We start from the raw sequence: 24251 nt of genomic DNA on the forward strand, positions 1-24251 counted from the left end.
AAGGGTTTATTAAGATTATGGTGTTGTATCTCTCATGCGCATTTCAAGGGAATCCACAGACTACAGAGTTTACAGGATTCTATCTGAGAACCCTCTTTCCGGAGAAAAGCTGGCTAAGAAGTTGGGAATCTCGAGGACCGCTGTATGGAAGGCTGTGCAAAAGCTAAAGGAGTGCGGAGTTTATGTTGAGTCAAATGCGAGCGGCTACACCATAGCTGGAGAAGAGGAGCTCAATCCGTATGAGGTGGCGAGATTGGCCTTTGAAAGCGGTTTTAAGGAGGTTCACTTCTACGATGTTACCGATTCCACCAACAGCAGGGCCAAGGAGTACGGCAAACCAGATGCGCTTTTCTTCGCTAACAGGCAAACGGCCGGAAGGGGGAGGCACGGAAGGAAGTGGCTCAGCGAGGAGGGCGGGCTGTATTTCTCGGTAACGCTCTCACCACCCCTCGACTACTCTGAGTTGCCAAAGCTCACGCTGATAGCGGGGCTGAGCGTCGCTGAGGCGATTCCTCAATCGGAGATAAAGTGGCCGAACGATGTTCTGATTAAGGGCAGAAAGGTTTGCGGAATTCTTTCCGAACTGCACGGGGAGGTTGAAAGACCGCTCGTTATAGTTGGAGTTGGAATCAACGTGAAAAATCCTCATCCTGAAAACGGTATTTCACTCTCCGAGCTGTACGATGTTTCCAGAAGGGAGGTTTTTGAGCAAGTCATCAGAAATTTCTCGAAAAACTACAGAATGCTGCTGGACGGTAGGTGGTGTGAGCTCAGAAGGAGAATCGAAAGGAGGTGCTCCTCGGTAGGAAAGGCTGTGAGAGTGACAACTCCTTCGGGAGTTGCGGAGGGAATTGCGGAGGCAATCTCCGAAGACGGCTCGCTTGTAGTAAGCGGCAAAAAAATCTACGCCGGAGACTGCATTCATCTCAGATGAAAAATTTTTAGTATATCCTTTTACCAATGTCTAACATGGAGGAATTTCTTCATCAGGAGTTTTTCGAGTGGGTTGAGAGGGCTGCCAACTACATAAGAAGCTATGCCGGGGGCGGGGTTACAGTTGTTCACCACAACGATGCTGACGGTCTTTGCTCCGGGGCGCTTTTGAAAAAGCTCTGCGAGTACTGCGGTTTTGAGGCGGAGCTGATTTGCATTGAGAAGGTCTACCCTGCGGTTGTGGAGAAGATTCACTCTTCAAGGGATGGCATGATCATCTACACTGACTTGGGCGGGTTAGCTGCTGACATGATTGATAAAATAAACGCCGGAAAGAGCATGGTTCTGATAATCGACCACCATCCTGCGAAGGATATCGACAGTGACTACGTTCACGTTCTCGATCCGGAGCTTGCGGGGATTTCGGGAGATGTCTTCGTTTCGGCATCGAGTCTCAACTACATATTTTTCAGGGCTGTTGCTGGGGAAGAGGCTAAAAAGTACGCTTACATAGCCGTTCTCGGGAGTGTTGGGGACTACCATGACAGGAGCGGGGGTGTGCTGGGATTCGACAGATTTGCACTCGAAGAGGCGATTGATGAGGGGCAGGTGAAGGTGAGGTTTGAGGGAGCGAAGGAGAGGTACTTCATTAAGCAATTCGGAGAGTATGCTGACGTCATCGCCCCGAGGCTAACAACTCTTGGGGCAGTGGGCTACGAGGAGAGAGCCTACCAGCTTGGAATCAGAGCGTGCTTTGAGGGATTTGATGAGAAAACTCTTGAAAAGGTTGAGCAGCTTGAGAAGCTTAAAAAAGAGAAGTTTGAGCAGATGATGGAGAGGCTGAGGAACGGTGAATTGAAGATTGGAGAGTACGTGCAGTGGTTCCACGTCGGCGACTTCTTCTACCCTATGGGCGTAAAGATGGTCGGAGAGTTCTGCCAGCTCATAAAGGACATGACGTTTCTGAAGGATAACCTCTACCTAATAGGTTTTCAGAACCAGCCGAAGTCCATTCCAGACCTCGGTGAGATTGGGTGGGATGCCGTAAAGGTGAGCGCAAGAGCTCCTACGCCTCTGGAAAGAATGATTTTGAGAGGCAAAATGCCCGGCCTCGATTATCTGATACCGAAAGCCAGCGAGGCTGTTGGCGGCTTTGCGGACGCAACCCACAGAATCGCGGCTGCGACGGTCATAGACAGGGGAAAGGAGGAGGAGTTTATCGAGGCATTTGAAGGGCTGGTGAAGGAGTATGAAGCGTCTCGTGGTTGAGGACATAGAGAAATGCGTTGGGTGCGGGCTTTGCATGTTCGCATGCTCGAGAAAGTTTGCAAAGAGGCCGGAAATAGGTAACAGCAGTTCTGCAATCCTTCCTGTCAGCCTGAGCGGTTTTGAGAGGGGCGCGACAATCATATTCTGTAGAGCCTGTGAGGAGCCACCGTGTGTGCAGGTTTGCCCAACCGGAGCCCTGAAGCCAAAGAAAGGGGGCGGAGTGATTTACTTGGAGAACCTCTGCCTTGGATGCCACTACTGCGTTGAAGCCTGCACACTCAACGCCATCTTTGTGAGGGAAGATGGAAAAATAGCCGTCTGCATCCACTGCGGCTACTGCGCCAGCTACTGCCCGCACGAAGTTATAGCCTATAAAGAGGTGGAAGCATGAGGGATGTTGTTCTCGTTATAGACCTCAACAACTACACCTACGAAGTAGAGCATCGCCCTGAGCTTTTCGAGAAATGGCTTGGTGGAACGGGTGTGGCGGTTCAGCTTATGAGAGAGCACATGGATCCGAAAGCAGACCCGCTCTCTCCCGAAAACGTCATAGTCTTCGCCACCGGACCCCTAACCCCGGCCTACCCACTCGCATCTAAAACAGTTGCGATGTTCAAAAGCCCCCTCACCGGCAATCTGGGCGAGAGCCACGCCGGAGGGAGAACTGCTGTATCGATAGCTGCTGCAGGTTACGGTGCAATCGTGATAAAGGGAGCAAGCAAAAAGCCCGTATATCTGGTAGTTGAGCCTGGAAAGGTTCACTTCAGGGATGGTAGAGTCCTCTGGGGCATTCCTGACTCGCTTATTGTTGGAAGGATACTGGCAGAAAATGAGTCGGGCAGGGGAACGAGGACGATGATGAGGATTGGCGGTGCTGGAGAGAGGCTTGTCAGATACTCCTGCGTCACAACTGAGACGTACAGACACTTCGGAAGGCTCGGACTCGGAGCGGTTTTTGGTAGCAAGAAGCTCAAAGCTCTGATTGTCAGAGGGAGAAAGAAGTACCTGCCGGCTGACGGCAAAAAATACAGGGAAGTTTACGACGAAATATACAGGATGGCGATTGAGTCGGACGCGATGAAAAAGTATCATCTTCTCGGCACCGCAGCCAACGTAATACCCCTGAACGAGCTAAACGCCCTTCCAACAAAGAACCTCAAAGCTGCGAGGTTTGAGAAGGCTGAGGAAATAAGCGGAGAGGCTCTGGCGGAGCACAACCTCGGAAGGAGGATAGCCTGCAGCCATTGCCCGGTTGCGTGTATTCATCTTGCCGCATTGAGGCTGCCCTACGAGAACGAGCCTTACTTCTTCCGGACCATAATGATTTCCTACGACTACGAGCTAATTTACTCCCTCGGCTCCATGCTCGGAATTGGGAGGAGAGACGATTTGCTGAGGCTCATACACAGGGTTGAAACCTATGGCCTGGATGCTATGAGCACAGGAGTGTGCTTGGCGTGGGCGACCGAAGCGCTGGAGAGGGGAATTATCACCGAGAGAGAGACGCTCGTAAAGCTGAATTTCGGAGATGTTGAAAGCTACCTGAAAGCGATCGACTACATTTACGAGCAGCCGACGGAGTTCTACAAACACCTCGCTATGGGCGTTCAGCACGCCTCGGAGATTTACGGAGGGAGGGAATTCGCCCTAGCCTTTGGCGGCAATGAGATGCCGGGCTACCACACAGGCTATGCAGCGGTGCTCGGCTACCTGACGGGGATGAGACACTCCCATCTCGACTCTGCAGGCTACAGCCTTGATCAAAAGGTAAAGGACCTATCGCCAGAAGAGGTTATCAACAGGCTGATCGAGGAGGAGAGTTGGAGGCAGGTTTTATCTAGCTTAGTTGTGTGCTTCTTCGCGAGGGGAATCTACACACCCGAAGTAATTTCCAGAGCTTTTGAACCGCTTGGCTATTCAATCTCACCTGATGAGCTCAAGAACCTTGGCACCGAAATTTACAGGGAAAAGGCGAGGCTGAAGGTCGCCATGGGCTTCAATCCCAAGAAGCTTTCCGTCCCTAAGAGGATATTTGAGACTCCCTCACTTCACGGAAAGCTGAGCGAGGAGTTTATGGCGAGAGCCCTTGACTACTACCGAAAAAGGCTTGAAGAAATGCTCTAAATTTCCACACATTTTTCAGCGATGTTGCCGAAGTAGCCTACCTCCATTTCGCAGACCCTGTTTACGCAGTACCTGTAGTCAACATCCTCATCGCCTATCCTCACCCAGGCGTGCTTGGAATCTCCACTTTCCCCTTCCCTCTGTCCCACGCAGAACCTGACGTCGTAGCCCTTCACCTTCATAACAGCCGCCATTGCTGCAGCCACATCGTCGCAGTCGCCAACCCTGTGAATAAGGAACCACTCTGGATTGACTATTGCATCCTTTTCCTTGAGCATTGCCTCATCCTCGACGTAGTCGAAGGAGAACCTTTTTCCATTCAGGTAAACCGCATCTGAGACAACAATCATCTCGGCAAATTTTGAGATTATCGGAGAGTTCAGGGAGTCCTCAATAGCTCGCTTTGCCTTATCCAACCTTTCAACAATGGAGCCTTCCAGCCTGACGGTCCACCGTTCGGGATTCGTGGATATCAGGTCTTTAAGCTCCTCCACGTCTCTCTCTACATCTCTACGTTCCTCAGCAGCTTTTTCCAGCATTTTTGTGCAGTTTTGGAGTCTCTCAGCGAGACTTTTCTGCTGCTCAACGTACTTTCCCCTCTCCTCCAGCAGGCTCAGGTACTCGATTCTGAGCAGACTGTACTTGGTTTCAGCCTGAACGCATTTATCGTAAAGGTATATCGAGGCCGTTGACGCAACCACTGCAATGATCAGGGCAATAACCAAGCTCTTTTGCATGCAATTAGTACCACCGACACTCAAAAAGGTTACCGTAAAAAATTTTAAGGTATAAGTTAATTAATTATTATGAAAGTAAGAACCGTTTACTGGAAGCTGGACGGGGAGTGGAGCACGCTTGAGAAGTTCGCTGAAATTAGTTCTGCATACTTCAAAACCGGCAGCACCGCTTACTGGAAGTTGCTAATATCCACGCAGGAAGTTCAGGTTAAGAGGGGTAGACCGGTTATAATAAAGGTGAGAAAGGTAGAACTGCCAGCAAAAACGGCAGTCTCTCCCCTCTCGATTCAGAGGCACGCTTTGGGAACGGTTGTTGACGTTTACGGGGAAAGGCTTTACAGAGTTGAGGAGCAGAAGAATATAACCCACGTGGTTTTCCTTCCTGTTGAGGATGGTACGGTTGAAATAGATGACCTCCTTGGCGTGGTTAAGGTTTACCCGATGAATGTGGCGCCAGCGGAGAATGTAGGAGCCATCACAGCCCCGGAGGTTGCGATGTCACTCAAAGAGCAGGAGGCAAATCTTGTTTACGTCAAAGATGATGAGGTTGTGAGAGAAAAAAGGATTCTGAAGGAGTACTGGTACCGCAGGTGGCACATTGGGGAGTGGTACCCCCTGATAGCCAGAGAAGAGGCTGAGGTAACGAAGGGCGAGGCTGTCAAGGTAAGGATTGAGAACCTTGAGCTGCCGGAAAACACCATTCCGGTTCCCATGTCCATTATGACCCACGCCCTCGGAACGGTTATTGACATTGCCCACATGGGGAGGCCGAGGGCTGTAGAGGAGAGAAAGCTGATAACCCATGCAGTATTCCTTCCAGCCTTGGATGGCAGGGTTGAAAAAGGGGATTTGCTTGGTGTTCTGAACGTGTACTACATCTCATCCGGAGAAAGGGCTGCCAGAATCTTTCAGCATCTGACGGGTAAGGTTGAGGCCAACCACGTTTACTGGAAGGATGGAAGGATAAGAAGAAGGAGTATAGTCGTTACGCCTTTCAGCTTCAGGAGGAGCAGCATAGGAAGGTTTGAGCCAGTGATAGCTGAGGAAAGCGTTGAGCTTGCAGAAGGGGAGGTGGGAGTGGTTAAAATCAGGGACCTTGAGTTCCCGTCGGGAACGATAACCCAACCCCTGACCTCCTTCAACCATGCATTCGGCAGCATCGTTGACCTCTGCGCCTTCTCGCCGCCAAAAATGGTTGAGGAGGACAGAGTTGTTACGCATGCGGTTGTGCTATCCCCCAAGGGAGGAAGAATAGAAAAGGGAGACTTGCTTGGGGCGGTGGCTGTTTACAACATCTCTGTGCTGAGAGAGCCGGAGTTTCTCATTTCGAAGTACAGGGAGCTAATGATAAGGGCGGAGCAATGAACTTAATTACTCAGCAAAATTTTTTCCATGGACTGGATCGAGAGGGAGAAAAAGCACATTCTGCAAACATATACAAGGCAGAAGGTGGTCATTGAAAGAGGAGAGGGTTGTTACGTTTACGACGTCAACGGAAAAAGGTATTTGGACCTGGTTGCAGGAATAGCGACGGTGAGCATAGGCCACTGTAACAGCCACCTCGTTGAGAGGCTGAAAGAGCAGCTCGAAAAGCTAATCCACATTTCGAACCTTTACTACACCACCCCTCAGGTAGAGCTAGCAGAGAAATTGAGCGAAATTGCAGGAATGGACAGGTTCTTCTTCTGCAACAGCGGAGCGGAGGCTGTTGAGGCTGCCCTGAAGTTCGCAAGGAGGGCCACTGGAAGAAAGAAGTTCGTTTCCTTTACCGGTGACTTTCACGGCAGAACGATGGGGGCTCTGTCTGTCACGCACAAGGAGAAGTTCAGGAAACCGTTTGAGCCTCTGGTAAGCCCCGTTGAGTTCGCCGAGTTCAACAATCCAGAGAGTCTGGAGAAGGTGGTGGATGAAGAAACCGCTGCCGTCATTGTAGAGCTCGTGCAGGGCGAGGCTGGAGTTTATCCGGCTGATAGGGAGTTTGTGAAAGCGATTGAGGAGCTTAGGGAAAAATACGGATTTCTGCTCATAGTTGACGAGGTCCAGACGGGCTTCGGAAGGACTGGCAGGTGGTTTGCCAAGGACCACTACGGCATTGAGCCGGACATGATAACGATGGCAAAGGCAATGGGCTCAGGAGTGCCGATAGGGTGCTGCGCATTGAAGGAGGAGGTTGCTGAGAAGATACAGGTAGGAGACCACGGTTCAACCTTCGGCGGAAACCCTCTGGCCTGCACTGCAGCACTGGCGACGATTGAAGTCATCGAGAGAGAGGGGCTGGTGGAGAACTCAGCCAGGATGGGCGAGTATTTCGTTAAGAGGCTGAAGGAGAGCTTTGAGAACGTCATCGGAGTGGGACTCATGATTGGGTTTGACGTAGGAGATGCGGCTGAATTCGTCAGGAAGTGCCTTGAAAATGGATTGCTGGTCAACAACACCTCCGAAAGGAGGATTCGCTTGGTGCCGCCTCTCGTAATTACGGAAAGAGAGGTTGATAAAGCTGTTGAAATAATGCTGAATTAATCTTTTTTTACAGGGATTGGGCAGAGGCAGACCGGAAGCAGATGAACCTAATCTCTTCCAAAAGCTAATAACAAAAAAGCCGACGGTTCCCGCAGTTCCCGTGCCCTCTCGGAACACAGTACTGTGCGGGACGGAACGGGGCTTAACTTCCGGGTTCGGAATGAGTCCGGGTGTTTCCCCCGTCCTATGACCGTCGGCATAACTGGCTTGGCTCCGAGTTATTTAAGGATTTTGGTCGCCGAGAATCCGCTCTTCTATGCTAATTTTTCTGGAAAATTTCTCCCTAACCTCGGGCTTCATTAGGTACCATATGATTAGCAGGTTGATGGCGATTTCAACAGCTGCCAGAGGTTGGATGAAGAAGAGGAAAATGCTGTAAACAAAATTGACCCCCGCTATCAGAATGGTGAGTATTCTGCCCCACTCTTTGAGTGTGAGCAGGCCAAACCCTGCCAGCAGGTAAACTATCCCGAAAGTTACCGCCATGTACGAAGCCATTTCGTAAACGGTTTTCAGATCCTCCTCGCTGACGGGCATATTGCCCAGAGACTGGTTGAGCAGCTTTCCGTACTCTTCGACAAAAACTGGGTATGACTCCTCTTTTGTTGAAAGGAGAATTGTGCCGGTAACAACGGCGAGGGAGCCGATTGCAAGAAGGACGATTGCGAGTATCGTGACGCCGAGAGGACGCATGTAGGCTTTAAATTGTGGAAATATATATCGTTTGCCATTTCCTGGAGTTCCTGAAACCAAAATTTTGATAAACCCTTGGGTACCATTCGAATCGAAGCCCCGTGGGGTAGCGGTCAATCCTGCCGGACTCTGGATCCGGCGACGCCGGTTCGAATCCGGCCGGGGCTATCTGTTTTGTTTTCAATAAGCAGGACATTGAGGAGATTTTGACAAAAATGGCCATTAAGGGCGTTTCTGGTGGCCATTTGAGGGACACATCAAAGAGATTATATGACTTTGCGGAGTGGTGTTCATACCGATTTAATCTTAGTGACATAAAAATTTATATAAACGAATTAAAAAGAGAGTATTCGCCCGAATATGTGCGTAAAGCCGTGCTGGACATCCGCAGACTGCTTAAACACCTGAATTACCCTCTTGCAGATGAGATCCAGCTTCCGAAAACACCCAAGCGGAGAAAGCTCGTAGTGAAAGTTAAAGATATCAAAAAATTACTATCTGAAGTTCAGGATCTCCCAGTAAGGTCGATGGTGCTGAGAACACGAGCTGCGGTTTTGCTCGCAGCCACTTCGGGCATCAGAGCTGAGGAACTCTACAGACTAAAAGCTGAGAACATCGATTTGGAAAACAGAACAATACGCATCCCAGCTGAGATCACAAAAGACTATGAGGAGAGAGTGACTTTTATCTCAATCGAAGCTCAGGAAGCTCTCAAGGCGTTTTTCGAGAGCTACAAGCCTAAATCGGTTTATCCGTTTACAGAATCGACGCTGCGGAAGTCATTTGGTAAAGTGAACTCACCGCTCAGAATGAAGCACATGCGCAAATTCTTCTCTCAACAGAGCGACAGACTGGGCATGCCCACAGCGGTAAAGAAGATTCTAATGGGTCACGTTATCGGCGATGAAGACTTTGTCATTGTCCGAGGAGGAGATGTTGACCTTAGACACTACGATTTTCAGGACGAGGAGGAGCAGCTTGTTGGCCTCCTCCTCAAGCCCAAGTTTGATAATTCGATTTATCGCCATTTAATGCGATTGATTCGAATGACTTTAAAAGAGTGAGTTGGGGGTTAATCCTCTGCAGTTTTCAGCACCCTCCAAGCTCTAACAACTTCCGCCTTAGCTGGCCTTCCCTCCACGAAGATCTCAATTGCTCTGTGCTTTCCAGTCTGGTGGATCAACCTGGGCTTGCTGATCCTCCTGCCAACGCAGCGAATCTTCTCTCCCTCAATCCTCTGGCTCGACATAGCCCTCACTCCACAGCTCCATCAGAATATCGTTAACCAAGCTGAGGTCGAGTCTTAAGGCATCTGCGATCTCATCCGCCCACACTCTCTCCTTGCCCTTGATAAACTCCTTCACCTCTTCCTTGGCCTGCTCTTTCGGGACGTCTCTCAGCTCAACAACTTCCAATCCTCGAAGTTCTTCAGCGTAGTGCCTGATCGCTTCTCTGATTGCCTCAGCCTTAGATGTTTTAAGCTTCTCAACTATGATGTTGAGCTCATCCTCAACTTCCGTTAGGTCGACAGGGTAGATGTAGCGCTGCATGTATAAGGTTGTATAGGGGAGTATAAATAGATTTTTGGATTGGGGGACACTGTAGAATTTTATCGAGAATTCTTTGTTCGAGCTCGTATCTCTCGAAAGCTTCTGCCTCGATGGTGGCGAGGACCATCGCCACATTTGCAGGATCGACGGCCTTGACAATCAAACCGTTCTTGGTGAACCTACCGGTGGTAATCTGCTTGGCGGCATACCTAGTTAGTCAGGTTTTTTGTCTCGCAGGTTTCTGCCCCGATTACCTTGCAGAACTACACTTGTGCACTTTCTTTACGTTCTTCACTTCATTTTTGCTGGTGCCACTGGCGATCTTCACGCTAAGGAAAGACGGGAATTTTCTCCGGAAAAGGGCAGTTTTTACCTCTTACAGTTGCGTTTATCCTCCTTTTCGACTCGGAAATCCCACCTGTTTTTACAGCTATCACTGGTTTCTGATTCACATTCCGGAGTCGCTCTGGCTTGTGAATAATGGATTTGGACTTAGAGCCACCTGCAGACTCTCCTCTCGGCGCTCTCAACGATGACGTACAGTGCAAAGCCGAGAAGGGCCATTGTTGTAATTGCAGCGTACATTGTCGTGTAGTCGGCCCTGCTCCAGGAGTCGATTATGAGGTATCCCAGACCGCTCGTTGTGGCGAAGCTCTCAGCAAAGAACAGGACTGCTATGGCGGTTCCTATGCTTATTCTCAACGCAGTCAGGATTTTCGGCATAACAGCTGGGATGATTACGTGCCTGTAAATGTCGATTTTTGACGCTCCGAGTGAGAGTATTGAGTAAACGTAGTAATCGCTGACCTGCTTTGCCGCATCTCTGGTTGTGACGGCAATCTGGAAAAAAAGGATTGTTGCGATGAGCAGAACTCTTGACAGGTCACCTATCCCGAAGAGAAGAATGTAGAGGGGAAGAAGAACAATGTGGGGGATGGGATAGAGAAGGTATATTATCGGCGAGATTGTTGCATCAACAACTCTTTCGCGGCTTAAAATGCCAGCAGGAAGGGCAACTGAGAGGGCAAGCGCGAGAGAGTACACGACTCTGATCAAGCTCACGGCTGTGTGCGTTATCAGCTCTTTGCGAGTTAAGATTAAAGCCAGCACGTCCAGTGGATTGGGCAGGGCGGGATTTTGCAGTAAGTAGCTTGCAGCCGCCCAGATGAGAAGCAGGGAAGCTAAGGTTATCAGGTAGCCCTTATAGTCTGCCTTAGAAGCTTGCATCTTTCGAAAAACACCTCCTCGTATCTGTAACTCTCATCCCCAGCCTCTCTGTTATCCACGACCGCCTTCACCCTTCCCGGTCTCTCGGTAAGAACCACTATCTTTCTTCCCAGAAAAACGGCCTCTTCAATGCTGTGAGTCACCAGAACCATGGTTGTTTTAGTTTCCTTCCAGAGATTGAGCAGGAAGTTCTGCATTTCCTCTCTCGATAAAGCGTCAAGGGAGGAGAGGGGCTCGTCCATCAGGAGGATTTGGGGTTCGATTGCGATTGCTCTGGCTATAGCTACTCTCTGCTTCATCCCCCCGCTTAGCTGCTTAGGGTAGCTCTTTTCAAAGCCCTTCAAACCGAACTTTTCGAGAAGCGCTGTAACTCTCTCCCTCTCTGCCCTCCTGCTGAAGCCCCTAATTTTCAAGCCAAGAGCAACGTTGTCGTAAACGGTTTTCCACGGAAACAGGCCAAAGTCCTGAAGAATTAGGGCGGCATTTTTGAGTGGGGAATTGACAGCCCTGTCATCGACCAACACTTCACCCTCAGAGGGTTTGAGCAGTCCGGCCATGATGAGCAGTAACGTCGACTTCCCGCAGCCTGAAGGACCGATTATCGCGCAGGTTTCTCCATCCTCAACCTCAAAGCTGACACCATCAAGGGCCTTTAGCTCTCCAAAAAATTTTGAAATACCCTTTACCGTAATCATCTGATTGCCTCTTCGTAGGGGACAGGTTTCTCAATCAGCCCCCTCTGCATGGCCCACTCAAGGTAGCGGTCGTAGTATTCCTTCGGCAGTTGCTGCGGTTCGGGATAATCGGGTATTGGATAGCTGCCCGCAATATTCTCAGGAACTCTCGCTATCTCAATGAATTTCTCCCTGTACTTCTCTTTGTTCGCGTTTATCTCCCTCACAGCCTCTCTGTAAGCTTCAAGGAACTTCTGAACCTTCTCGTCATCAACATCCCCTCTGAAGACTATGACAGTCTGCGTGATGCTCTCGTTCAGCATCGCATCGCTGAGAATCAGCTTCGCACCTTTGCTTACCGCGTAGCTTGCTAGTGGCTCCGGCAGAACGGCAGTCTCTACATTCCCATTCAGCAAAGCCTGCATTCTTATCGGAATCTTGGGGATGGAAATCTTGGTGTAGTTTAATCCGTATTCGGACAGCATAACGTCAAGAGCGTATTCGATTATTGTGTTCAGCGAGACTGCTATTTCCTTGCCGTCTAAATCCTCAACTGAGTCGATGTCGGAGTTTGGTGCAGCGAGTATAGCGAAAACTCCCTCTTTAGGTGTTTTTCCCAAGCACAATGAGGCTATTCTGACGTCGTAGCCCTTGTCTCTGAGCAGTATCACCGCAAGCGGATCGGTTATAACGGCATCGACCTCTCCGGCGGTCAGCGCGGCATCTCTCTCAACGGCGCTTGAGAACTGTATAACCTCAACATCGAGTCCGTGCTTTTTGAAAAAGCCCTGCTCGTCGGCCACAACTATGGGCAGAGAGTCCTCAATCGGCAAAATTCCCACTTTGAGTTTTTCCTGCGGTGCCTGGCTGCATCCGAGCAGGGTTGCTGCAAGAATCAGAGTTAACAACAACCTCCGCATAGTGAAAAATTTGTGGAGGGTTCAAAAAACTTTGGGAGTGGCGGTAGTAAGCCCCCTTCTGTTCCGGCGGCATTAGACTGAGCCGCTTACGCGTTGCACCCGGCGGGGAGGAGGCCGTTTCATCCGGAGCGGGTGACCTCATCCTTGCGGAATCATCGCATTTCCCCGCACCGGTCTCGTTTCTGTTCCTCCTCCGCCCCTTCTCAGGGGCCTTCCGCCACAGCGGGTGGGGGGACTTTCCTCCTTTCGGTCAGCCGCCCACCGCCGCTCCCACTGTAATGTTTCTCCGACGACTATTAAAAATTAGCTCAAAGTAAAAAGCGAAAGGTATTTTAATGTTAAATTGTGATTGAGTGCATGGAGTTGAAGTACAAAATCGGATTTCCAAGTTTGTATTACCCAAAAATCTCGTTGGCGGACAGAATAGATGCAGCAGCCGAAAAATTTGGGGAAAAGACGGCAATAATTTCTGCAGAACCAAAATTCCCTTCTGAGTTTCCTGAAAGTATGAATTTTCTGGAGATATGTGAGGTTACGAAAAAGCTCGCCAGCGGCATCTCGAGGAAAGGAGTGAGGAAAGGGGAGCACGTTGGTGTGTGCATACCTAACTCTATCGATTACGTTATGACAATCTACGCTCTCTGGAGAGTTGCTGCAACTCCCGTTCCGATAAACCCCATGTACAAGTCGTTTGAATTAGAGCACATCCTGAACGACAGCGAAGCTACAACGCTGGTCGTTCACAGTATGCTCTACGAGAATTTCAAACCTGTTCTTGAAAAGACAGGAGTTGAAAGAGTTTTCGTTGTCGGTGGTGAGGTAAACAGCTTGTCAGAAGTTATGGATTCCGGCAGTGAGGATTTTGAAAACGTGAAGGTGAATCCCGAAGAGGATGTGGCACTGATTCCCTATACGGGCGGCACAACTGGAATGCCGAAGGGTGTGATGCTCACACACTTTAATTTAGCTGCAAACGCCTTACAGCTTGCCGTAGCTACAGGGCTTTCGCACATGGACACGATTGTGGGCTGCATGCCAATGTTCCATTCAGCGGAGTTTGGACTGGTCAATTTGATGGTTACCGTCGGTAACGAGTATGTTGTGATGGGAATGTTTAACCAGGAGATGCTGGCTGAGAACATTGAAAAGTACAAGGGCACATTTTCATGGGCCGTTCCTCCAGCGCTCAACGTGCTCGTCAACACTCTTGAAAGTTCGAATAAAACCTATGACTGGAGCTATCTGAAGGTCTTTGCTACGGGTGCCTGGCCTGTTGCTCCCGCTCTGGTTGAAAAGCTTCTGAAACTGGCTGCTGAAAAGTGTAACAATCCTCGCCTCAGGCACAATCAAATCTGGGGAATGACCGAGGCATGTCCGATGGTTACGACGAATCCTCCTTTGAGACTCGACAAGAGCACGACACAGGGCGTTCCAATGTCTGATATAGAACTCAAGGTTATTTCGCTTGAGGATGGCAGAGAACTTGGTGTTGGGGAGAGTGGTGAGATAGTTATCAGAGGTCCGAACATTTTCAAAGGGTACTGGAAGAGGGAGAAGGAAAATCAGGAGTGCTGGTGGTACGATGAGAAGGGAAGAAAGTTCTTCAGAACCGGGGATGTTGGGTTTATTGATGAAGAGGGATTTCTGCACTTTCAGGATAGAGTAAAGGAAGTCATCAAGTACAAGGGTTATACAATCGCACCGTTTGAACTTGAAGCTCTGTTGATGAAGCACGAGGCTGTTATGGACGTTGCAGTTATAGGAAAGCCGGATGAGGAGGCTGGAGAAGTTCCAAAGGCATTCATAGTTCTCAAGCCAGAATACAGGGGAAAGGTTGACGAAGAGGACATAATAGAGTGGGTAAGAGAGAGGATTTCGGGTTATAAAAGAGTAAGGGAAGTTGAATTTGTTGAAGAGCTACCCAGAACGGCGTCGGGAAAACTTCTCAGGAGGTTGCTGAGAGAGAAGGAGGCCGAAAAGGGTTGAAGGGCAAAAAAGGATAAGCTATATCTTGCCCAACTCCACTTAGCCTCATGCACGGCAAGCTGGTTGAGGTTGCTGACGGAGTCTATGCATACATTCAGGGCAGAGGGGAGTGGTTCGTAAACAACGCAGGTTTAATTGTGGGTGAAGAGTTCAGTGTGGTTGTTGACAGTGTTTGCAACGAGCAGAGAGCTAAGGAGATGATCAGCCAATTCAGGGAGGTTACAGCCAAAGATTTCAGAATTCTCATCAACACTCACGGCCACCCTGACCACGTTTGGACGAATCATCTTTTTGATGCGGTCGCAGTAGCTCACGAGATGGGAAGGCAGGAAACATTAATGGCCTTCGTAGAAATTTATCAGTCCCTTTTTCCCGACTTGGACTTCAGCGGGGCGAAAATAACGCCGCAGAACATCACTTTCGAAAGCAGAATGAAGCTTTATAATGACGCTGAAATGCAAATCATCCATCCGGGTGTTGCTCACACGAGGGGGGATTGCTACATATATATTCCCCAAAAGAAAGTTGTTTTCTGCGGAGACTTGCTATTCGCAAAGCCCTGCACACCCCTTGCCGTCGGCGGGTCTGTCAGGGGGAGCGTAAACGCGCTCAGAGAACTTCTCAACCTTGATGCAAAAATTTACGTTCCGGGCCATGGTGGGCTGGCAGGGGAAGAGCATCTGGTTGAGGCGATTGAATACTTCGAGTTTGTCTGGGAGGAGGCAAAGAAGAGGCACGAGAGGGGAATGGGCTGGTACGAGGCGGCGATGGACATTGATCTGGGCGAATATGCAAAGTGGAGCGAAGCGGAGAGAATTGTCGGCAATGTGGCCAGAGCCTACGCCGAGATTGAGGGAAGGGAGCTGGAGTTTGCTGAATTGGTTGAGGTGGCGAGAAAAATGCTCGAATACGGAGGTGGTAGAAAATGAGGCTCGTAACCTTTGAAAGGCTGGGAGAGGAGAGGATTGGTTTCGTGCAAGGTGAGAAGGTTTTCGATTTGACTCTATGCTATGCATCTCTGCTAAGGAAAGAAGGTGTGGCGGTTGCAATGAGAGTTGCTCAAGCTTTAATGCCACCAGACATGCTCGGCTTTCTTGAGGGGGAAGAGAGAGCTCTTGAGGAGGCAGAGAGAGTAAGGGAGTTTGTTGAGGAAAAGGAGGGAGAGGTTGAGGGGCCGAATGGAGAGAGGGCTGTATGGCCTCTCAGCGAGGTGAAGCTGAAAGCTCCCCTTAAGCCCAAACTGATGGTGGACTTCTCAACCTTCGAGGAGCACGTGAGAATGGGCTTTGAAAAGCTCGGCATGAGCATACCGCAGGAGTGGTATCAGGTTCCAGTTGGATACAAAATGAACCCCTACTCCGTAATTGGCCCTGAGGAGCCTGTTATATGGCCGAGCTTCACGCAAATTCTCGACTACGAGCTTGAGTTTGGAATTGTTGTGGGGAAGAGGGGGAAGAACGTATCGAAGGAGGATGCGATGGATTACGTTCTGGGCTACACAATCGTCAACGACATCAGTGCGAGGGACATGGAGTTCATTGAGCTAAAAGCCATGCCCCTCGGGCCGTTAAAGAGCAAGGATTTTGACAACGCAACACCAATGGGGCCTTGCATAGTGACGAAGGATGAAATCAAGGATCCCCACAACCTGAAGATGGTGGCGAGAGTTAATGGAGAGGTCTGGAGCGAGGCCAGCACGAAGGACATGCACTGGAAGATTCCCGACCTGATTGCCCATCTCTCCAAAGACCAAACAATCCACCCCGGCACCGTAATGCTCTCAGGCACTCCCGGCGGGGGATGCGGGATGCACGTTGGAAAGCTCCTCAAGCCGGGAGACGTGGTGGAGCTTGAGATTGAGGGAATTGGGGTGCTGAGAAATCCGATAGTAAAAACCTAATCGAGTATTTTCGAGACCTTCAGCAGAAGATTTCTCGCAGAGAGAAACTCTGCAACCTCCCCATTCTTTGCGCTGAAAAGCTCCTTGAGCTTCCCCTTTTCCACTATTCTTCCGTTGAGCATCACCGCCACCTCATCCGCAAGCATCGCAGCTTCAATAAGATCGTGAGTTACATGCAATATCGGAACATCAAACTCCCTCTGCACAAACCTCAGCTCCTCCATCAACACCCCCTTCGTTTTTAGATCAACAGCAGAGAGCGGCTCGTCAAGCAGAAGGAGCCTTGGCTGGATTACAAGGGCTCTTGCCAGCGCCACCCTCTGTCTTTCCCCACCGCTGAGCCTTGCAGGTTTTCTGTCAAGTAAGTGGGCTATGCCGAGCTTTTCCGCCATCTCCCTGACTCTCCTGTCTCTCTCAACCCTCTCAACATTTCTGAGGCCGTAGGCGATGTTCCTGTAAACGCTGAGGTGGGGGAAGAGGGCGTAGTCTTGGGGAACAAAGCCGATTCCTCTCCTCTCTGGAGGAAGCGGAGTGATGTCAGCACCGTTTAACCTCACCTCTCCCCTGTCAGGCTTTACAATCCCGGCAATAAGTTCGAGAAAAACGCTCTTTCCAGCACCAGTCGGGCCGAGCAGCACGCAGTAGTCTCTGCCCATCTCAAAGTCCACGTTAAGCCTGAAGTTCCCCAGCCTTTTCTCAGCCCTGACCTTCAGAAACATCTTCTCTCCCCACAATAATTCTTAAGGCCACAAAAACTGCCAAACTGAGCAGTATCAGGATTGCTGCAACCGGCATGGCTGCCGACAAGCCCTCAGAAAGGTAGCGCTCGTAAATCAGCGTCGGAGCAATCATGGGATAGTATGCTATAACCACCACAGCCCCAAACTCGCTTATTCCCCTCGCCCACGACATTATTGCCCCTGCCACAATATGCCTTACGGAGAGGGGGAGGCTGACAGTGAAGAAAACCCTAAGCGGAGAGGAGCCAAGAGTCCTTGCAACGTGCTCAAGCCTGACGTCAACGCTGGCAAAGCCTTCCTTTGCCTGATTTATGTAAATTGGCACGGATACGAACAGCATTGCAACAACGATTCCCGGAAGAGCATCGACGAATTTGAGAGGGGAGAAGCTTCCAATCAGCCCGCTGGACCCAAAAACGACAAGCAGGGCTATTCCGGCCACGGTGTGGGGAATAACTACGGGCAAATCAACAATCCCCTCCACAACGCTTTTTCCCGGAAAGCTCTTCCTTGCGAGAATGTAGGCGAGCGGTGTGCCAAAAATTACTGCGATTAGAGTGGAAATCAAAGCTGCGTAGTAGGTTGTGAGGACGACTTTCCAAACTGCCGGGTCTGATGCAGCTTTCAAAAATTCGTCAAAGTTGAAGAGCTGGAGAGTAACGGTGGCAGCAACTGGCAGCAGTACGAAAAGGAGGATTATTGAAGAAAGAAGGGCCAGAAGGGCTGAGAAAAGCAGCCTCATGATACCTCCACCATTGCTTTCAGGCTTGGAACTGCTGTGTCGGCCCTTGGTGGGACAAGCGGCTCCTGCCCGAGCTCTCTTAGAATTTCCTGCCCCTCCTCGCTTATTACGAGCTTCACAAACTCCACAGCAAGCTCCCTGTTTTCAGCATTTTTCGGGATGGTGATGCCGTAAACGATTGGCTTGCCTGTCACCTCTTTGCCGTTTGCAAGAACAACTTTAACCTTGCTGTATAGTTCGGCATAATCGGGGCTGCTTAGGTCAATTTCAACAGGGAGCTCAACGAAATTAAAGCCGTGCTGCTTGGCCACGCTCTTGTAAATGAAGAAGTAGTCTAATTCTCCGCTCTCAACGAGGTGTATCAGCTCCATCTCCATGCTTCTAATCATTATCTTGCTCTTGTTAATCTCTATTCTTTCAGATGAGGGCATTCTGAGAACGTAGCTGCCATTATCCTCGCTAAAGCGCAGGTTGGAGTTTTTCGCAACAAGTTCGTCGAAGATGGTTGGGTCGTTGTAGTAAAGCTCCGCAAGCTGGATTGCCATAAGCGAGCGGTACCCGCAAGGGTCGTCGTTGGGGTTGGAGAAGCCAAATCTCACGTCGGGCCTTTTCAGGATTTCATACCAGTTTTGCGAGTTGATTTCGTCAGCATACCTGCTGTCGTTCCTGTAGGCCAGAACAATCTGATTTTTGGCGAACATTATCGTCCAGTTTGCAAATTCCGGGTACATCATTTTTTGGATTAAGGTGTAGTCAGCCGTTGCAATCACATCAGCCTTCCTTCCAAGCTCAGTAACCTTTCTGATCGTCGCAGCACTTCCTGCAGCCTCAGTCTGCACCTCTACGTTCGGATGCTTCTCCTCAAAAGCTCGCTTGAAAGCCTTCATCGGCTCTGTCAGGCTTCCTGCATGAAAGACCTTCAGCTTTACATTCGTGTTTACGTTGGAGGAGCATCCAAGCAGAAACAGCGCCAGCATCAGAAGAATCAAGATTCTGATTTTCACAACGCCACCTCCGATATGCATTGCTGTTCATATCGGATATTTAACTTTTGTGAAGTGTCGCAAACCCTAACATTTGGTTTAGGGGGAATAATTCAAACGTTTACAAACTCGTTTTGGAAAGGCTGGAAATAGTCTGAATTCAGTGAGCTAACATGCGTATTATAAAATTTTTGTTTTCGAAAATATATTAAAAATTCGATTAATTCCGAATTGTTCGGAGCCAACCGAATTGTTCAGAAAGTCCTCATCGAATTTTAGTTTAATAAATTTTGTTTTTGTAATTAAAAATTCGACTTTAAATGTCGAATAAATCAATAATCGAAATTTGGATAAAATTATTTAGCAATAGATTAACCCTCACACGATACAGGAGCCGATATCCACTTGTTTCTTTCCATATCTGTAACATTCCCTAGAGCCGAACACCTGAGAGAGTGATAGTGGCCGAAATTCGTGTACCGAAAATGTCTACATAATCAAATTCAAGGTAAATACAGACTGATGAGCAACCTGACTAGCTGGCATTGGTGTAGCTTCGGAGGATTTCTACGGAGTCATTATCTATTTTGTATTCGCTGAGAGATTTTCGCTCATCTTGGGGAATTCGACCCTGAACTCCATCCTGTACAGGGTTTCGTTCTTTCTTTTCAGGCCAAAGTTTTTCGGATGGTAGCTTGTCCCCGGTTAGCTTTATGATGTTCGGTTGTTAATCTTTGTAGTCTCGAAATTCTTTGGTGGGAGCTCCACAGAGCCCAGCTTTGCCGTTGGGACGAACAGTGTGTTACGTTTTCGAACGGTTCTTCGCTTAGGAGGAATATGTAACAGTCTGAGGTGTATCTTCCTTTAACAGCAAAAGGGTCGAGAAGCCCAAAACCACGGTATACGATAAACATCGGTAAGAAAAAATTCCAAAAAATATAAAAATAATAACTGCTAATGATACAGTGCCAAGTTAATGGGTCCCATCTTTCCACTCCACTCTATCTAAGGCGTCCCCATGTGGGCTCCGTAGTAAGCATCACCGTATTTGAAGCAGTATGTGTAGCCGCATTCACCAACTTCAGCCTGCTTTTCTGTTAGATACTCGCTAATTTTGTTTCCGGTGCTGAAGTCGAGCTCGTAGCTTCTCTCCTCTCCCGGAGCCAGTTTCTGCAAGTCCACGAATATCTCCTTCAGCTTCGGAATCTCCCGAAAGTCCTCTTCGGTGATTTCGAAGTAGTTCTGGGGGGAGGATAGCTTTTTGACGTAGAAAGACATGTGGAGCCCCCATGTGGCCAGCATTATGTGCAGGAAGACCACTGACAACAAAATTAATTAAAAGTAAAAAGACGAGGTGTTTTTTCTTCATGGTATCACTTATCGCTTATTCCGTTGATGTTGATGTTCTATCCTGTGCCTGCATGAATCGCACCATGTATCGCCCCCTAAAGTGACCCAGCAGCAGTTCATGATGCACGGTCATGCTCCCAGTGGGAAATCTCATGCTGTGCAACGATATCCGGGGTTAGGGGTTTCCGTCCCCTGCCATTGCTTGTGCTAATTCCTCCAAGCTCTCCCAGCACCAAACCACCAGTACTGCTGCCCCATTTCATTGTATCACCTATCCGGAAAATTTGGGCAGCAATTTAGCTATAGTAGCGTAAAATATGCTCAACACGATCGTATTCAGAAAACACAGAAGTATTAACGTCCCATAGAAGCGTATCAGTGGATTTGGATTTTGCATGATTATCTGTGGCACAAGTTGGATTGTGGGACCATTTGTAGGGATAGCTCCAAAATTTACGAGGAAAAGGATGAAACCTTCAGCAAAAGTGATTGCAAAACCTATAGCAAGCAAAACGGGGAAGTAGCCTTTTCTAATCTTGGACACTCTTATGAACACATAGCTTGCCACTGTTGCAGGTATTAAAAAAATAAATAGAATTAAAAAACATCCTCAACCCTCATCTCATCCCCCTACCCTTCTCACTTCCCTTAAGATACGAGCCAACCGATATTATTAAAGGTAAACTTCCTATGGCATAAAGTATCACCCTGTAATGCAGATTGGAAACATGAATGGCTTCTATAAATACTGCTGCAGCGATGCAGACGGCGATGGCGAGACGTGAGATGCTGATGTTCAGCGATGCAAAAAGAGATGCAAGCCCCACAAGTATAATTATGTAGGAACGGTGGTCGAATTCCATAATTAGATCTAATATTCCAAGCAGGATTATAAAAAATGAGATAAAAACCAAAAATTTTTTGCCCTTCATTTTATCCACCTCTCATTTGAACAGCTCTTAGAACTGCATACTGTGATTTGTTCACCGCCGACGGCCATCACCGGCACAACGCTACTATTCAGCACCAAAACCAGACTCAACACCTTTTTCAGATGCTACCACCATTAAAACAATACATCAATTGCTATATGTAGTTTCTGACCATAGTTTGAGAATATTTATGTAGAATATTTTGACAACTAAATTATTATATTATATAATTTAAATAAATCCAAGCAGCATTCTGATGAGTAAGGATATCCCCGCTACCAAACCCCATTTTACAGAATCTCGTCCAAATCCGAAATCGGAGAGTAAAAGCCTTTTGCTATCATTTCTTTAAGGATTTGATTTCCTTCATCTTTTGAAATCAGGTTCTTTTCAACGCATCGAGCCAGCACGCCGACAGTACCTGAAACTGGAACACCTAAAATGTTGGCAACCTTTCTGGCATCGAAGTCGTCTGTAAGGAGAGGTATTTTTCGATTTTTTGCAATAGCCAAGCAAGAAGCTTCTCCCTTCCCCAGATTTGTTCTCAGAGAGTTGTAAATATCCAACTCATACTCCTCAAGCCTCAGAATTTCAAAATTGCGGGGCAAAGCTGGTAACACGCCTCGTTTAACACCAAACTCAAACTCTTCCTTAACCTGCTCGGTCACAAATAGTTTTTCGAAGGCTTTACTGAGAAGGTCGACTCTACCGACTTTTGCAAAGTTCGAAAGAACGGTATTATCGACTAAAACCATTTGATCGCCTCTACTTCGGCGACCAGGTCATCTTTGTTCAAATTTCTTAGAGGCACTCCCCTCTTTCTAAGAATCTCAGCCATTTCATCTCGCGTAATTTCAAGCAATTCAGAAGCCTTGGACAGGCTAATCAGCCCCTCAACGTAGGCGGAGATAACAATTTCTTCGAACAACTCCTTATCTCTCCTGAGATTGGCAAGAAGCTCTTCGAGTCTCTTCGGATTTGATTTAACAACATTTTCTATTCCTTTTACAATCCAGATGGCGTTCATATTCTCCCACTATACTTCAGTGGTTAAAGAGCCTCAAATAATTTTCGACTCGCCGACTGTGGAGCAGCATCCAGATTGAAGTAACCAGGAATACCTTTTGATGCTTCCAAAATAAGGGAAGTCCAATCAGAAACGTTCACAGTTCGTGGCTATTAAAATCACGTAAAACAGTCCAAAATTGTGGCTATTAATTGAAACAAACCGTAAGGTAAAAGCAGAGCTTCTCCAATCAATGGCGCTCTGTGAAAAGCAGTTGCTGCGAGAGAGGACATGTGGAGAAGTTCAGGCAGCTGCTGAGGGATAAGCAGAGGGTACCAGTAATAGAACGGATTAGAGCAGAATAAACACTAAAAAATTAAGGCAAAGACCATTAAAGTCGATTATAGAGTGTGTTCGATCAAAGTGAAGCTTTCGTGAGTTGGGAAATATTTGGAAATGCCCTATAGACTAACATCAAAAATACATAGGCCAGAAGAGAGAAGGCAAAGGGTACGTCAGATCTCTTACTCTTCACCTCCATACTCAGAAAAACCAAACCTGTGAAATTACTGCAAGAAAGGCTCCAAATTCGTGAAAGGATAGTCTTGGGAATACTATGTAGATCGAAATATTCATAAACACCTATCATACCGCGAAAATTAACCTCACTCTCTCTTCACCCTCCGCAAGCTGCCAGCCTTTTTTGGTGATTTTTACTTCCAGATACTTGTGCCCTGCGTAAGGTTTCCAGCCGTATCTGGGCTCCCACGGAATTGTGAAGGTGAAGAAAAAGGGAAGAGCTTTAAAACCCGACTCTACGTGTAAAGTGACATAAATCGTAGAGTTCCCCTCAAATTCTGCATAAACGGGAATCTTAACTCTGTAGACCATAGATAACTCTTTCTTGTTTTCTGTTTTTGAAAGGAGTTCCCTTTCAAGAATCGGAGAGAGCGTTATATTTTCATTTATAATATCAATTGTTTTCTCGCTGCTTATAAAACTCGTTATGGTTATATGACCCACTTCCTCAGCTTCGATCTTTATCATTTTACCGTACTGAGTATCGAGAAGGGAAATGTTGCCTTCACGAAGAGGCTTAATTTCGGCGATATCCCCATTTAAACTGCAAGTTGGAATAATCAAAGTCACATTCTTTGGCAATTTTTTATCGAAGCTGGTCACATAATACGTATAACTTGAAGGAAGATTTATGAATGCAAGTGTCATGTCCGAAAACTCGAAACCTATGAAGAAAATTAAGAAAAAAATAACCAGAATAACATTTTTCCTCCTCATCTTTCACCACCCCATGAAACTAAAATCTACACTCCAATCCCATAGGCTTTTTTGTCGTAGTACCTCCTCAGTTAAAGTCAGCTTCACATCCCTCTCTGCTGAGAGTTCCAAAAACAAATGGGGAAAGGCAGGGTGATAGACTGAAGAGAGGCCTTGAATTCGCCCGGAATTTTTGACGATGTCGAGCCACTCTGGAAGGAACTCGTAAGGGTTTTTCTTGGTGTAAATCTTTGCTCCATAAAGCATTCCAACTCTGTTGAGCAGGTTTGCAGGGATGGGTGAAATATCGTGCTCACTCAGGAATTTTCCGCAGCTTCCAATAACATTGAGAAATCTGGCAAACTCAGAAAACTTTTCAAGAAAAAGCTCACCGACTTTTGTTGTCCTGTAATGCCTACCATTTTTTTCAATAAGTCCAAAGGTGTTCAGGAATTTTAAGTGCGGAATTAAACTCTGCTTTCTCAGCCCAATTTCGCAGGAAATTTCTGAAAGGTCTTTCCATTCTTTCAGAAGTTTAAGCAGCCTCATTTTCGTCGCTGACAGGTTCCTGAGCTCGTCCAGTCCTGCCATTTGATGAATGTTGAATTGGTAAATTTATAAAGCTTGTGCTGCTTCAGCAAGTGCATGTTCTTTGGTCTCATGCTAAAAAGTTATCTAAATCCCTGCCCC

At 48.0% G+C, this 24251-nt stretch carries 26 protein-coding genes, 1 tRNA gene, 1 rRNA gene and 1 other RNA gene; 11 read left to right on the forward strand and 18 right to left on the reverse strand.

All coding sequences use genetic code 11. From position 1 onward, the window contains the following. Positions 1–34 precede the first annotated feature (34 nt). From AF_RS00360 to AF_RS00375, 4 genes are read left to right on the forward strand one after another with little or no spacing between them, the layout of a single operon-like run. Entirely contained in the window at positions 35–934 is a 900-nt protein-coding gene (locus AF_RS00360) for a bifunctional biotin--[acetyl-CoA-carboxylase] synthetase/biotin operon repressor (RefSeq protein WP_010877588.1), read from the forward strand. Positions 935–969: 35 nt separating this feature from the next. After that, positions 970–2202, forward strand: coding sequence for a single-stranded-DNA-specific exonuclease RecJ (locus tag AF_RS00365; protein WP_048064161.1), 1233 nt, complete (start codon positions 970–972; stop codon positions 2200–2202). After that, positions 2183–2593, forward strand: a complete 411-nt coding sequence (locus tag AF_RS00370) for a 4Fe-4S binding protein (protein WP_010877590.1) — start codon at positions 2183–2185, stop codon at positions 2591–2593. Before AF_RS00365 ends, AF_RS00370 begins: the two co-directional genes overlap by 20 nt. Continuing rightward, positions 2590–4326, forward strand: coding sequence for an aldehyde ferredoxin oxidoreductase family protein (locus AF_RS00375; protein ID WP_010877591.1), 1737 nt, complete (start codon positions 2590–2592; stop codon positions 4324–4326). Before AF_RS00370 ends, AF_RS00375 begins: the two co-directional genes overlap by 4 nt. On the opposite strand, the gene AF_RS00380 is transcribed toward AF_RS00375, so the two are convergent. After that, positions 4323–5063 (reverse strand): transglutaminase domain-containing protein, encoded by a 741-nt coding sequence (locus AF_RS00380; protein ID WP_010877592.1) that lies wholly within the window; start codon positions 5061–5063, stop codon positions 4323–4325. The two genes, AF_RS00375 and AF_RS00380, sit on opposite strands and share 4 nt — an antisense overlap. A 69-nt stretch (positions 5064–5132) precedes the next feature. Between AF_RS00380 and AF_RS00385 the strand changes: the two genes are divergently transcribed. After that, the gene (locus tag AF_RS00385) at positions 5133–6428 is read left to right on the forward strand and encodes a DUF22 domain-containing protein (RefSeq protein ID WP_010877593.1); all 1296 of its coding nucleotides are present in this window, start codon (positions 5133–5135) and stop codon (positions 6426–6428) included. Positions 6429–6455: 27 nt separating this feature from the next. After that, positions 6456–7583: an acetylornithine/succinylornithine family transaminase gene (locus tag AF_RS00390; protein WP_010877594.1), complete on the forward strand. Its 1128-nt coding sequence runs from the start codon at positions 6456–6458 to the stop codon at positions 7581–7583. A 77-nt stretch (positions 7584–7660) separates the two neighbouring features. Here the strand turns inward: AF_RS00390 and rrf are convergent. Both rrf and AF_RS00400 read right to left on the reverse strand, forming a co-directional pair. Continuing rightward, a 5S ribosomal RNA gene (rrf, locus tag AF_RS00395) occupies positions 7661–7781 on the reverse strand. A gap of 24 nt (positions 7782–7805) precedes the next feature. Then, a complete protein-coding gene (locus AF_RS00400; protein ID WP_010877595.1) occupies positions 7806–8276 on the reverse strand; it encodes a DUF7144 family membrane protein in 471 nt (156 codons plus the stop codon). 95 nt (positions 8277–8371) lie between these two features. Here AF_RS00400 and AF_RS00405 point away from each other — a divergent pair. Continuing rightward, positions 8372–8444, forward strand: a tRNA-Gln gene (locus tag AF_RS00405). Between the two features lie 47 nt (positions 8445–8491). Further along, positions 8492–9340 (forward strand): tyrosine-type recombinase/integrase, encoded by an 849-nt coding sequence (locus AF_RS00410; RefSeq protein WP_010877596.1) that lies wholly within the window; start codon positions 8492–8494, stop codon positions 9338–9340. An 8-nt stretch (positions 9341–9348) separates the two neighbouring features. Here the strand turns inward: AF_RS00410 and AF_RS00415 are convergent, their stop codons facing one another. From AF_RS00415 to rnpB, 6 genes are all read right to left on the reverse strand, one after another. Beyond that, on the reverse strand, positions 9349–9525 hold the full coding sequence (locus AF_RS00415) for a hypothetical protein (protein WP_231487537.1): 177 nt from the start codon (positions 9523–9525) through the stop codon (positions 9349–9351). Further along, the gene (locus tag AF_RS00420) at positions 9506–9826 is read right to left on the reverse strand and encodes a winged helix-turn-helix domain-containing protein (RefSeq protein ID WP_231487538.1); all 321 of its coding nucleotides are present in this window, start codon (positions 9824–9826) and stop codon (positions 9506–9508) included. Before AF_RS00420 ends, AF_RS00415 begins: the two co-directional genes overlap by 20 nt. A 492-nt stretch (positions 9827–10318) precedes the next feature. After that, positions 10319–11053 carry an ABC transporter permease gene (locus AF_RS00425; RefSeq protein WP_010877600.1) on the reverse strand — a complete coding sequence of 245 codons (735 nt, stop codon included), beginning with the start codon at positions 11051–11053 and terminating at the stop codon, positions 10319–10321. Further along, entirely contained in the window at positions 11017–11748 is a 732-nt protein-coding gene (locus AF_RS00430) for an ABC transporter ATP-binding protein (protein WP_010877601.1), read from the reverse strand. Before AF_RS00430 ends, AF_RS00425 begins: the two co-directional genes overlap by 37 nt. After that, on the reverse strand, positions 11745–12647 hold the full coding sequence (locus AF_RS00435) for a MetQ/NlpA family ABC transporter substrate-binding protein (RefSeq protein ID WP_010877602.1): 903 nt from the start codon (positions 12645–12647) through the stop codon (positions 11745–11747). Before AF_RS00435 ends, AF_RS00430 begins: the two co-directional genes overlap by 4 nt. A 35-nt stretch (positions 12648–12682) precedes the next feature. Next, positions 12683–12917: RNase P RNA component (gene rnpB, locus AF_RS12505), an RNA gene on the reverse strand. 87 nt (positions 12918–13004) lie between these two features. Here rnpB and AF_RS00440 point away from each other — a divergent pair. From AF_RS00440 to AF_RS00450, 3 genes are read left to right on the forward strand one after another with little or no spacing between them, the layout of a single operon-like run. Beyond that, on the forward strand, positions 13005–14633 hold the full coding sequence (locus tag AF_RS00440; protein ID WP_010877603.1) for an AMP-binding protein: 1629 nt from the start codon (positions 13005–13007) through the stop codon (positions 14631–14633). A 47-nt stretch (positions 14634–14680) separates the two neighbouring features. Further along, the gene (locus tag AF_RS00445; RefSeq protein WP_010877604.1) at positions 14681–15562 is read left to right on the forward strand and encodes an MBL fold metallo-hydrolase; all 882 of its coding nucleotides are present in this window, start codon (positions 14681–14683) and stop codon (positions 15560–15562) included. After that, a complete protein-coding gene (locus tag AF_RS00450; protein ID WP_010877605.1) occupies positions 15559–16533 on the forward strand; it encodes a fumarylacetoacetate hydrolase family protein in 975 nt (324 codons plus the stop codon). Before AF_RS00445 ends, AF_RS00450 begins: the two co-directional genes overlap by 4 nt. On the opposite strand, the gene AF_RS00455 is transcribed toward AF_RS00450, so the two are convergent. From AF_RS00455 to AF_RS00500, 9 genes are all read right to left on the reverse strand, one after another. Further along, positions 16530–17252, reverse strand: a complete 723-nt coding sequence (locus AF_RS00455; RefSeq protein WP_010877606.1) for an ATP-binding cassette domain-containing protein — start codon at positions 17250–17252, stop codon at positions 16530–16532. The two genes, AF_RS00450 and AF_RS00455, sit on opposite strands and share 4 nt — an antisense overlap. Next, positions 17230–18015: a tungstate ABC transporter permease WtpB gene (gene wtpB, locus AF_RS00460; RefSeq protein WP_010877607.1), complete on the reverse strand. Its 786-nt coding sequence runs from the start codon at positions 18013–18015 to the stop codon at positions 17230–17232. The genes AF_RS00455 and wtpB overlap by 23 nt, the downstream gene beginning before the upstream one ends. Then, a complete protein-coding gene (gene wtpA, locus AF_RS00465; RefSeq protein WP_010877608.1) occupies positions 18012–19040 on the reverse strand; it encodes a tungstate ABC transporter substrate-binding protein WtpA in 1029 nt (342 codons plus the stop codon). The genes wtpB and wtpA overlap by 4 nt, the downstream gene beginning before the upstream one ends. Before the next feature lie 963 nt (positions 19041–20003). Then, positions 20004–20276, reverse strand: a complete 273-nt coding sequence (locus AF_RS00470) for a hypothetical protein (protein WP_231487542.1) — start codon at positions 20274–20276, stop codon at positions 20004–20006. A gap of 689 nt (positions 20277–20965) precedes the next feature. Continuing rightward, on the reverse strand, positions 20966–21280 hold the full coding sequence (locus AF_RS00480) for a hypothetical protein (protein ID WP_048064163.1): 315 nt from the start codon (positions 21278–21280) through the stop codon (positions 20966–20968). 290 nt (positions 21281–21570) lie between these two features. Further along, positions 21571–22035 (reverse strand): DUF3368 domain-containing protein, encoded by a 465-nt coding sequence (locus AF_RS00485; RefSeq protein WP_010877613.1) that lies wholly within the window; start codon positions 22033–22035, stop codon positions 21571–21573. Then, complete coding sequence (locus AF_RS00490; protein WP_010877614.1) at positions 22026–22307, reverse strand: UPF0175 family protein; 282 nt, start codon at positions 22305–22307, stop codon at positions 22026–22028. The genes AF_RS00485 and AF_RS00490 overlap by 10 nt, the downstream gene beginning before the upstream one ends. Before the next feature lie 624 nt (positions 22308–22931). Next, positions 22932–23582 carry a hypothetical protein gene (locus AF_RS00495; protein ID WP_010877615.1) on the reverse strand — a complete coding sequence of 217 codons (651 nt, stop codon included), beginning with the start codon at positions 23580–23582 and terminating at the stop codon, positions 22932–22934. Positions 23583–23585: 3 nt separating this feature from the next. Beyond that, positions 23586–24152 carry a helix-turn-helix transcriptional regulator gene (locus tag AF_RS00500; RefSeq protein WP_010877616.1) on the reverse strand — a complete coding sequence of 189 codons (567 nt, stop codon included), beginning with the start codon at positions 24150–24152 and terminating at the stop codon, positions 23586–23588. Positions 24153–24251: the final 99 nt, after the last annotated feature.

Source organism: Archaeoglobus fulgidus DSM 4304 (assembly GCF_000008665.1).
Classification (GTDB): Archaea; Halobacteriota; Archaeoglobi; order Archaeoglobales; family Archaeoglobaceae; genus Archaeoglobus; species Archaeoglobus fulgidus.

Excerpts from the sequence above, each read along its gene's own strand:
- AF_RS00440 (WP_010877603.1), top strand. The coding sequence starts at position 13,005 with ATGGAGTTGAAGTACAAAATCGGATTTCCAAGTTTGTATTACCCAAAA.
- AF_RS00385 (WP_010877593.1), top strand. The coding sequence starts at position 5,133 with ATGAAAGTAAGAACCGTTTACTGGAAGCTGGACGGGGAGTGGAGCACG.
- AF_RS00435 (WP_010877602.1), bottom strand. The coding sequence starts at position 12,647 with ATGCGGAGGTTGTTGTTAACTCTGATTCTTGCAGCAACCCTGCTCGGA.
- AF_RS00400 (WP_010877595.1), bottom strand. The coding sequence starts at position 8,276 with ATGCGTCCTCTCGGCGTCACGATACTCGCAATCGTCCTTCTTGCAATC.
- AF_RS00455 (WP_010877606.1), bottom strand. The coding sequence starts at position 17,252 with ATGTTTCTGAAGGTCAGGGCTGAGAAAAGGCTGGGGAACTTCAGGCTT.
- AF_RS00480 (WP_048064163.1), bottom strand. The coding sequence starts at position 21,280 with ATGAAGGGCAAAAAATTTTTGGTTTTTATCTCATTTTTTATAATCCTG.
- AF_RS00390 (WP_010877594.1), top strand. The coding sequence starts at position 6,456 with ATGGACTGGATCGAGAGGGAGAAAAAGCACATTCTGCAAACATATACA.
- AF_RS00410 (WP_010877596.1), top strand. The coding sequence starts at position 8,492 with ATGGCCATTAAGGGCGTTTCTGGTGGCCATTTGAGGGACACATCAAAG.
- AF_RS00415 (WP_231487537.1), bottom strand. The coding sequence starts at position 9,525 with ATGTCGAGCCAGAGGATTGAGGGAGAGAAGATTCGCTGCGTTGGCAGG.
- AF_RS00470 (WP_231487542.1), bottom strand. The coding sequence starts at position 20,276 with ATGTCTTTCTACGTCAAAAAGCTATCCTCCCCCCAGAACTACTTCGAA.
- AF_RS00370 (WP_010877590.1), top strand. The coding sequence starts at position 2,183 with ATGAAGCGTCTCGTGGTTGAGGACATAGAGAAATGCGTTGGGTGCGGG.
- wtpB (WP_010877607.1), bottom strand. The coding sequence starts at position 18,015 with ATGAGGCTGCTTTTCTCAGCCCTTCTGGCCCTTCTTTCTTCAATAATC.
- AF_RS00365 (WP_048064161.1), top strand. The coding sequence starts at position 970 with ATGGAGGAATTTCTTCATCAGGAGTTTTTCGAGTGGGTTGAGAGGGCT.
- AF_RS00490 (WP_010877614.1), bottom strand. The coding sequence starts at position 22,307 with ATGAACGCCATCTGGATTGTAAAAGGAATAGAAAATGTTGTTAAATCA.
- AF_RS00445 (WP_010877604.1), top strand. The coding sequence starts at position 14,681 with ATGCACGGCAAGCTGGTTGAGGTTGCTGACGGAGTCTATGCATACATT.
- AF_RS00495 (WP_010877615.1), bottom strand. The coding sequence starts at position 23,582 with ATGAGGAGGAAAAATGTTATTCTGGTTATTTTTTTCTTAATTTTCTTC.
- AF_RS00420 (WP_231487538.1), bottom strand. The coding sequence starts at position 9,826 with ATGCAGCGCTACATCTACCCTGTCGACCTAACGGAAGTTGAGGATGAG.
- AF_RS00425 (WP_010877600.1), bottom strand. The coding sequence starts at position 11,053 with ATGCAAGCTTCTAAGGCAGACTATAAGGGCTACCTGATAACCTTAGCT.
- AF_RS00375 (WP_010877591.1), top strand. The coding sequence starts at position 2,590 with ATGAGGGATGTTGTTCTCGTTATAGACCTCAACAACTACACCTACGAA.
- AF_RS00450 (WP_010877605.1), top strand. The coding sequence starts at position 15,559 with ATGAGGCTCGTAACCTTTGAAAGGCTGGGAGAGGAGAGGATTGGTTTC.
- wtpA (WP_010877608.1), bottom strand. The coding sequence starts at position 19,040 with ATGCATATCGGAGGTGGCGTTGTGAAAATCAGAATCTTGATTCTTCTG.
- AF_RS00380 (WP_010877592.1), bottom strand. The coding sequence starts at position 5,063 with ATGCAAAAGAGCTTGGTTATTGCCCTGATCATTGCAGTGGTTGCGTCA.
- AF_RS00500 (WP_010877616.1), bottom strand. The coding sequence starts at position 24,152 with ATGGCAGGACTGGACGAGCTCAGGAACCTGTCAGCGACGAAAATGAGG.
- AF_RS00360 (WP_010877588.1), top strand. The coding sequence starts at position 35 with ATGCGCATTTCAAGGGAATCCACAGACTACAGAGTTTACAGGATTCTA.
- AF_RS00485 (WP_010877613.1), bottom strand. The coding sequence starts at position 22,035 with ATGGTTTTAGTCGATAATACCGTTCTTTCGAACTTTGCAAAAGTCGGT.
- AF_RS00430 (WP_010877601.1), bottom strand. The coding sequence starts at position 11,748 with ATGATTACGGTAAAGGGTATTTCAAAATTTTTTGGAGAGCTAAAGGCC.